The sequence below is a fragment of the Caballeronia sp. M23-90 genome, assembly GCF_053574605.1.
Genome location: NZ_JBSIPA010000367.1, coordinates 1 through 6727, shown reverse-complemented (window position 1 = coordinate 6727; position 6727 = coordinate 1). Strand labels below are relative to the sequence as shown.

Sequence of the window (6727 nt, the reverse complement as noted above, 5' to 3'; positions counted from 1 at the left end):
AACGGGCGATACCGTCACGTTGCAACTGCGCAATCCGCTGGGGCAGACCATGGCTATCGTGACGTCGTCGCCGTCATCGGCCACGCTGGAATTGCCCAACCGTGACCCACAAACCGCTGACAATGTCACGGCGCAAACGACCCGCGCGTATCACGGCCGGTTTGCAGTCCAGTACGACGACCAGAACGGTCAGCAACGCAACGCGTACGGCAACTTCGACTGGCAGGAAACGGGCGATACCGTCACGTTGCAACTGCGCAATCCGCTGGGGCAGACCATGGCTATCGTGACGTCGTCGCCGTCATCGGCCACGCTGGAATTGCCCAACCGTGACCCACAAACCGCTGACAATGTCTCGGAACTGATGCGCAACACAATGGGCTTCGCGTTGCCAGTGGAAGGTCTGCGCTACTGGCTGCAGCCATCGCCGGCGCCGACTTCCCGGGCACGCACGACCATGGACTCGTCGTCGCAAAATGACCACCTGAAGCAGATCAAGCAGGACGGCTGGACCATCGACTATCTGGCCTATGCCGATGCACCCGCCACTGGCGTCAAACGCCTGAACCTGTCGCGCGAAGAACCGCCGCTCGATATCAAGCTCGTCCTCGACCAGTAACGTTTTTCGCACCTTTTCGCACCTATCGGCATGTCTTCAACTGAACCGGGCTTATCGCAGGTCAAGGCGCGTCCGCTGGCTGACGCGTCCCTGCGCAACTGTCTTGCGCCTGCCAAGCTCAATCTCTTCCTGCATATCACGGGGCGGCGTCCGGACGGATACCACGCGCTGCAGACGGTGTTCCAGTTGCTCGACTGGGGCGACGTGCTCCACTTTACCCGCCGCGATGATGGCGTGATCGCACGAATTACCGAAGTCCCGGGCGTTCCCGAAGCGGATGACCTTGTAGTACGCGCGGCACGTCTGCTGCAATCGACAACCGGCACCCCCCTTGGCGTAAACATAGAAATTGATAAAATACTGCCTATGGGCGCCGGTCTCGGCGGTGGCAGTTCTGATGCCGCTACCGTTCTGCTTGCACTGAATCGCTTGTGGGGCTTGGATTTGTCGAGGCAGGCGCTGCAGGATCTGGCGTTGAAACTGGGCGCCGATGTACCGTTCTTCGTCTTCGGTCAAAATGCTTTTGCTGAAGGTGTGGGCGAAGCGCTGCAAGCGGTCGATTTACCGAAACGTTTCTTCCTGGTGGTGAGTCCTGCGGTACATGTTCCAACTGCCGCGATTTTTTCAGAGAAAGCGTTGACAAGGGACTCAAAAGTCCTCACAATAACGGACTTCCTTGCACAACATAGTTCTGAAGCAGATTGGCCAGACAGTTTCGGTCGAAATGACATGCAGGCAGTTGTGACAGAGAAGTACGCGGAAGTAGCTCAGGTGCTGGAGTGGTTTTCGAATCTTTCACCTGCGCGAATGACCGGATCTGGAGCGAGCGTGTTTGCCGCTTTTCGTAGTAAAGCCGAAGCTGAGATGGCGCAAGCCAAACTCCCGGCAAGCTGGAAAAGCAGAGTGACCGAAAGCCTGGATTCGCATCCTCTCTTCGCTTTCGCGTCGTAAAGTTTCGTTTTGCCGGGTTTGGCCTACACTGCCCGGTGAGACTCAAAGTTAGTGTAGGGGAGTCGCCAAGTTGGTTAAGGCACTGGATTTTGATTCCAGCATGCGAAGGTTCGAATCCTTCTTCCCCTGCCATTAATTTCCCGCGTTTTTCCTCTCGCCCCAGCCAAGAACAGGTGCACGATGAGCAGTGACGGCCTGATGGTATTCACTGGCAACGCGAATCCCGCGCTTGCACAGGAAGTCGTCAAGATCCTTGGTATCCCTCTCGGCAAGGCAATGGTCAGCCGTTTTTCTGACGGCGAAATCATGGTCGAGATCCAGGAAAACGTGCGCGGCAAAGACGTGTTCGTGCTGCAGTCCACCTGCGCACCGACCAATGACACGCTGATGGAACTCATGATCATGGTCGATGCGCTCAAGCGCGCATCCGCTGGCCGGATCACCGCAGCCATTCCGTACTTTGGTTATGCCCGCCAGGACCGCCGTCCCCGTTCGGCTCGCGTCGCCATTTCAGCGAAAGTCGTGGCGAACATGCTGGAAATCGCCGGTGTGGATCGTGTCATCACCATGGACCTCCACGCCGACCAGATTCAAGGTTTCTTCGACATCCCGGTCGACAACATCTACGCAACGCCCGTACTGCTCGGCGATCTGCGCAAGCAAAATCACGAAAACCTGCTGGTCGTCTCCCCTGACGTAGGCGGTGTGATTCGCGCCCGGGCACTGGCCAAGCAGCTCAATACCGATCTCGCGATCATCGACAAGCGTCGCCCGAAGGCGAACGTCGCTGAAGTGATGAACATCATTGGTGAAGTGGAAGGCCGCACGTGCGTGATCATGGACGACATGGTCGACACCGCCGGCACGCTTTGCAAGGCAGCACAGGTTTTGAAGGAACGCGGCGCCGTAAAAGTGTTCGCTTATGCCACGCACCCGGTTTTGTCGGGCGGCGCGGGTGAACGGATCGCGGCATCGGAACTGGACGAACTGGTTGTCACGGACACCATTCCCCTCTCCGACGAAGCGCGCGCATGCACCAAGGTGCGTGTATTGTCGAGCGCGGGTTTGCTGGCCGAGACATTCTCGCGGATCCGGCGCGGCGACTCGGTCATGTCGCTGTTCGCCGAGGGTTGAACGAGGTTGAAAGTATTTGCGGTGAAGCGGAGATCAAACTTCTCAATACCGCGTAATCGGTTCAGGCGAACGAAGGCCTGAATCGCTGCTCTGGGGCTGAACGCTTTCGCGGACAGCCCCGTTTTCACTGCCTGGTCGCGGGCAGATTATGGAGTTGAATCATGAAAGTAGTCGCTTTTGAGCGCAATCTGCACGGTACGGGTGCGAGCCGCCGCCTGCGTAACTCGGGCAAGACGCCGGGTATCGTATATGGCGCAAATGCTGAAGCTCTGGCTGTTGAGCTCGATCACAACGCCCTTTGGCACGCGCTGAAGAAAGAAGTTTTCCATTCGTCGATTCTCGAACTGGAAGTTGCCGGCAAGACGCAACAAGTCCTGCTGCGCGACGTGCAATACCATCCGTTCAAGCAAATGGTTCTGCACGTTGACTTCCAACGTGTCGATGCATCGAAGAAGCTGCACACCAAGGTTCCGGTTCACTTCCTGAACCAGGAAACCAACCCGGCTGTGAAGACCGGTGGCGCCGTGATCTCGCACGTGATCAACGAAATCGAAATCGAATGTCTGCCGGCTGACCTGCCGGAATTCGTCGAACTCGACTTGGCCAAGATCGAAGCGGGTCAGGCGTTGCACGTGAAGGACATCGCTTTGCCGAAGGGCGTGGCGCTGATCGCTCACCTCGAAGCAGAAAACCCGGTTATTGCTTCGGCGACCATTCCGGCTGCCGTTGTATCCGAGGAAGCCGCGTCTGGCGATGCCGCTGCCGAAGGCGACAAGCCGGCTGCATAAGTCTGCTGAAGCCTGTACGCTTGAGTCCACTCTCACGAGTGGACAAAGTGACCCGCCGTTGCTCTGCGCCGGCGGGTTTTTTTTAGCCTTTTTCTGGTGCGGTCGAGGTTTGAAGCGCTGATTCGCGCGCAGCCACGCCGCCACGATTGAACATGATCAAACTGATCGTCGGGCTCGGCAATCCGGGCGCCGAATATACAGCGACGCGCCATAACGCAGGCTTCTGGTTCGTCGATCAACTGGCGCGCGACTCGGGGGCATCCCTGCGCGATGAACGCCGGTTCCACGGCCATTACGGGCGGGGCCGGCTCAATGGCCACGAGATCCATCTGCTTGAGCCGCAGACGTTCATGAATCGATCGGGGCAATCGGTCGTAGCCGTCGCCCAGTTCTTCAAGATCCTGCCGGACGAGATACTCGTCGCGCACGATGAACTCGATTTGCCACCCGGCACAGTCAAGCTGAAGCTCGGTGGCGGCAGCGGCGGCCATAACGGCCTGAAGGACATCTCCGCGCATTTGTCGTCGCAGCAGTACTGGCGCTTGAGGATTGGCATCGGGCATCCACGGGATCTGATTCCCGAAGCATCACGCGCCGGGGCCAAGCCCGATGTCGCCAACTTCGTGCTGAAACCGCCGCGCCGCGAAGAGCAGGACGTGATCGATGCATCGATCGAACGCGCGCTTGCCGTCATGCCTGTCGCGATCAACGACGAAATGGAACGCGCGGTGATGAACCTGCATCGCGCCGGTTGAACTGAATGCCTTGATAAGGAGCGAAACGTGAGCCGTTTCTGGAGCGACATTGTCAATACGCTGACGCCGTATGTGCCGGGCGAACAACCCGCGCTCGCGCGTCCCGTGAAGCTCAACACGAACGAAAATCCGTATCCGCCGTCGCCGCGGGTTATCGATGCCATCACTCGCGAGCTTGGGAACAACGGCGATTCGCTGCGCAAGTACCCCGATCCGACGGCACGCGCGCTGCGCGAAACCATCGCGCAGCATCACGGATTGCGCGCGGAGCAAGTGTTCGTCGGCAATGGCTCCGACGAAGTCCTCGCGCACACCTTCCAGGCGCTGCTCAAGCACGACACGCCAATCCGTTTCCCGGATATCACGTACAGCTTTTATCCGGTGTACGCGCAGTTGTACGGCGTCGCGTTCAACGCGGTGCCGCTGAACGCGGATTTTGGTATTGATGTCGATGATTATCGTGCGCCCAATGGCGGCGTCCTGCTGCCGAATCCGAATGCGCCCACTGGCCGCGCGTTGCCGCTCGACGAGATCAGTATCCTGCTCGCGGCGAACCCGGATTCTGTTGTCGTGATCGACGAAGCGTATGTGGACTTCGGCGCGGAATCGGCGGCCATTCTGGTCGATGAATATCCGAATCTGCTGGTCATCCAGACGTTTTCGAAGGCGCGTTCGCTGGCCGGAATGCGCGTCGGATATGCGCTTGGACACGAGGCGTTGATCGAGGCGCTCACGCGCGTGAAGGACAGCTTCAACTCGTATCCGCTCGACCGGTTGGCGCAGGTTGCGGCAATCGCAGCGTTCGAGGACGACGATTATTTCCGCGCTACCTGCGCGAAGGTGATCGCGAGCCGCGAGCGGTTATCGGCTGAATTGAAAGCGCTGGGATTCGACGTGGTGCCGTCGGCGGCGAACTTCGTATTCGCGCGCCATCCGGCACACGACGCCGCAGCGCTCGCCGCGAGCCTGAAGGAAAAGGAGATCTTCGTGCGGCATTTCAGGCTGCCACGGATCGATCAACACTTGCGGATTACCGTCGGGACGGACGCCGAATGTGATGCGCTCGTGGCCGCGTTGCGCGCGGTGCTTTAACTGCGTTGGGCGTTGGGCGTTACTCCAACTTCAAACGCCCTTCGCCTTCATCAACGCGTGATATTTCGCCATCAACTGGATGGGGTTTTCGTCATGCGCCGGGTCGCGTGGAATGCATTCCACGGGGCACACTTGCACGCACTGCGGTTCGTCGTAGTGTCCGACGCATTCCGTGCATTTTTTCGGGTCGATCACGTAGATGTCGACACCCATCGATATGGCGTCGTTCGGGCACTCGGGCTCGCACACGTCGCAGTTGATGCACTCGTCGGTAATGAACAGGGCCATGCTTTACTCTCTTCGTCCGGCGTTTCAGCCGGCATTTCGATGCCCTCAGGGCGTCGATGAATCAGGCGCGATCGGACCCACTTTGTCCTGCAGGCGTTTTTCCACCGATGGAAACACGAACTTGCTGACATCGCCGCCCAGTTGCGCGATCTCGCGCACGATCGTGCCCGAGATGAATTGGTACTGGTCCGAGGGCGTCATGAACATGGTTTCGACGTCGGGCAACAGGTAACGGTTCATGCCGGCCATCTGGAATTCATATTCGAAGTCGGAGACGGCACGCAACCCTCGCACGATCACGCGCGCATTGTTCTTGCGCACGAAATCCTTCAAAAGTCCCTTGAAGCTCATCACCTTGACATTTGGATAGTGCCCCAATACTTCGTGGGCAATGTCCAGCCGTTCCTGCAGGCTGAAAAACGGCTTCTTGTTGCGGCTGTCGGCGACGCCAACCACCAGCGTATCGAAAATACTCGAAGCGCGTCGCACAAGGTCTTCGTGACCGCGCGTGAGCGGATCGAACGTTCCCGGATAAACGGCAGTAACCATGGGGCATCTCCTCTTCTGATACTTTTTCTGGCGCTTTTTTGCAGAATTCCTGACGATACTTCGCCAGATGAAAATTGGGACGATGCCGGTATCTACAAGAAGCCGTCTCTAATCATGCCCCGATGCAAGCCCTTCGCATGTTCCTTCCGCCGAAACCGGCGCATCGCCGGCCAGCGTTTCGGAACGCGCATTATTCCTCATTTTCGCGCTGCAGCAAATGATAGCGGACCGCGCCGGCCTTGCCTTCGCGGGTAATTGCCCATCCGGCTAAGGCCGGGACTTCCGCGGGGTCGAGCGGTTCGCCCGATTCCACGTACAACAATCCATTCGCCGATACCAGCGGCGCCGCGAGTTCAAGCGCCCGCTGGAGCATGGTGGTATCGCCGAAAGGGGGATCGAGGAACACGACATCGAAGGAGTTCGACGGCAGGTTTGCGGCGAGCCGCAGCGCATCGGCTTCGACGATTTCGATGTTTTTCGCGGCGAGACGCGCCTGGTTCGCCTTCAATTGCGCAACCGCGCGGCCGCTGCGCTCCACCATCAGGACGCGA

General features: G+C 58.7%; 9 protein-coding genes and 1 tRNA gene. 7 read left to right on the top strand and 3 right to left on the bottom strand.

The window, feature by feature from the left end; translation table 11 throughout:
• Positions 1–49: 49 nt before the first annotated feature.
• From lolB to hisC, 7 genes are all read left to right on the top strand, one after another.
• Positions 50–619, top strand: a complete 570-nt coding sequence (gene lolB / locus ACRXB1_RS26955) for a lipoprotein insertase outer membrane protein LolB (protein ID WP_449493763.1) — start codon at positions 50–52, stop codon at positions 617–619.
• A gap of 30 nt (positions 620–649) precedes the next feature.
• Complete coding sequence (gene ispE, locus ACRXB1_RS26950) at positions 650–1570, top strand: 4-(cytidine 5'-diphospho)-2-C-methyl-D-erythritol kinase (RefSeq protein ID WP_449493762.1); 921 nt, start codon at positions 650–652, stop codon at positions 1568–1570.
• A 55-nt stretch (positions 1571–1625) separates the two neighbouring features.
• Positions 1626–1702, top strand: a tRNA-Gln gene (locus tag ACRXB1_RS26945).
• Between the two features lie 48 nt (positions 1703–1750).
• Positions 1751–2704 carry a ribose-phosphate pyrophosphokinase gene (locus ACRXB1_RS26940; RefSeq protein WP_061998361.1) on the top strand — a complete coding sequence of 318 codons (954 nt, stop codon included), beginning with the start codon at positions 1751–1753 and terminating at the stop codon, positions 2702–2704.
• A gap of 161 nt (positions 2705–2865) precedes the next feature.
• Positions 2866–3492 carry a 50S ribosomal protein L25/general stress protein Ctc gene (locus ACRXB1_RS26935; protein WP_061998360.1) on the top strand — a complete coding sequence of 209 codons (627 nt, stop codon included), beginning with the start codon at positions 2866–2868 and terminating at the stop codon, positions 3490–3492.
• Positions 3493–3644: 152 nt separating this feature from the next.
• A complete protein-coding gene (gene pth, locus ACRXB1_RS26930; RefSeq protein WP_061998359.1) occupies positions 3645–4247 on the top strand; it encodes an aminoacyl-tRNA hydrolase in 603 nt (200 codons plus the stop codon).
• Positions 4248–4274: 27 nt separating this feature from the next.
• On the top strand, positions 4275–5339 hold the full coding sequence (hisC, locus tag ACRXB1_RS26925; protein ID WP_449493761.1) for a histidinol-phosphate transaminase: 1065 nt from the start codon (positions 4275–4277) through the stop codon (positions 5337–5339).
• 30 nt (positions 5340–5369) lie between these two features.
• Here hisC and ACRXB1_RS26920 read toward each other — a convergent pair whose 3' ends face one another.
• The 3 genes from ACRXB1_RS26920 to ACRXB1_RS26910 form a co-directional block, all read right to left on the bottom strand.
• A complete protein-coding gene (locus ACRXB1_RS26920) occupies positions 5370–5627 on the bottom strand; it encodes a YfhL family 4Fe-4S dicluster ferredoxin (RefSeq protein ID WP_061998357.1) in 258 nt (85 codons plus the stop codon).
• Positions 5628–5672: 45 nt separating this feature from the next.
• Positions 5673–6176 (bottom strand): pantetheine-phosphate adenylyltransferase, encoded by a 504-nt coding sequence (coaD, locus tag ACRXB1_RS26915; protein ID WP_061998356.1) that lies wholly within the window; start codon positions 6174–6176, stop codon positions 5673–5675.
• Between the two features lie 190 nt (positions 6177–6366).
• Positions 6367–6727, bottom strand: a 361-nt coding sequence (locus ACRXB1_RS26910; RefSeq protein ID WP_449493760.1) for an RsmD family RNA methyltransferase, incomplete at its 5' end; no start/stop codon positions are given.

Excerpts from the sequence above, each read along its gene's own strand:
- lolB (WP_449493763.1), top strand. The coding sequence starts at position 50 with ATGGCTATCGTGACGTCGTCGCCGTCATCGGCCACGCTGGAATTGCCC.
- ispE (WP_449493762.1), top strand. The coding sequence starts at position 650 with ATGTCTTCAACTGAACCGGGCTTATCGCAGGTCAAGGCGCGTCCGCTG.
- ACRXB1_RS26940 (WP_061998361.1), top strand. The coding sequence starts at position 1,751 with ATGAGCAGTGACGGCCTGATGGTATTCACTGGCAACGCGAATCCCGCG.
- ACRXB1_RS26935 (WP_061998360.1), top strand. The coding sequence starts at position 2,866 with ATGAAAGTAGTCGCTTTTGAGCGCAATCTGCACGGTACGGGTGCGAGC.
- pth (WP_061998359.1), top strand. The coding sequence starts at position 3,645 with ATGATCAAACTGATCGTCGGGCTCGGCAATCCGGGCGCCGAATATACA.
- ACRXB1_RS26920 (WP_061998357.1), bottom strand. The coding sequence starts at position 5,627 with ATGGCCCTGTTCATTACCGACGAGTGCATCAACTGCGACGTGTGCGAG.
- coaD (WP_061998356.1), bottom strand. The coding sequence starts at position 6,176 with ATGGTTACTGCCGTTTATCCGGGAACGTTCGATCCGCTCACGCGCGGT.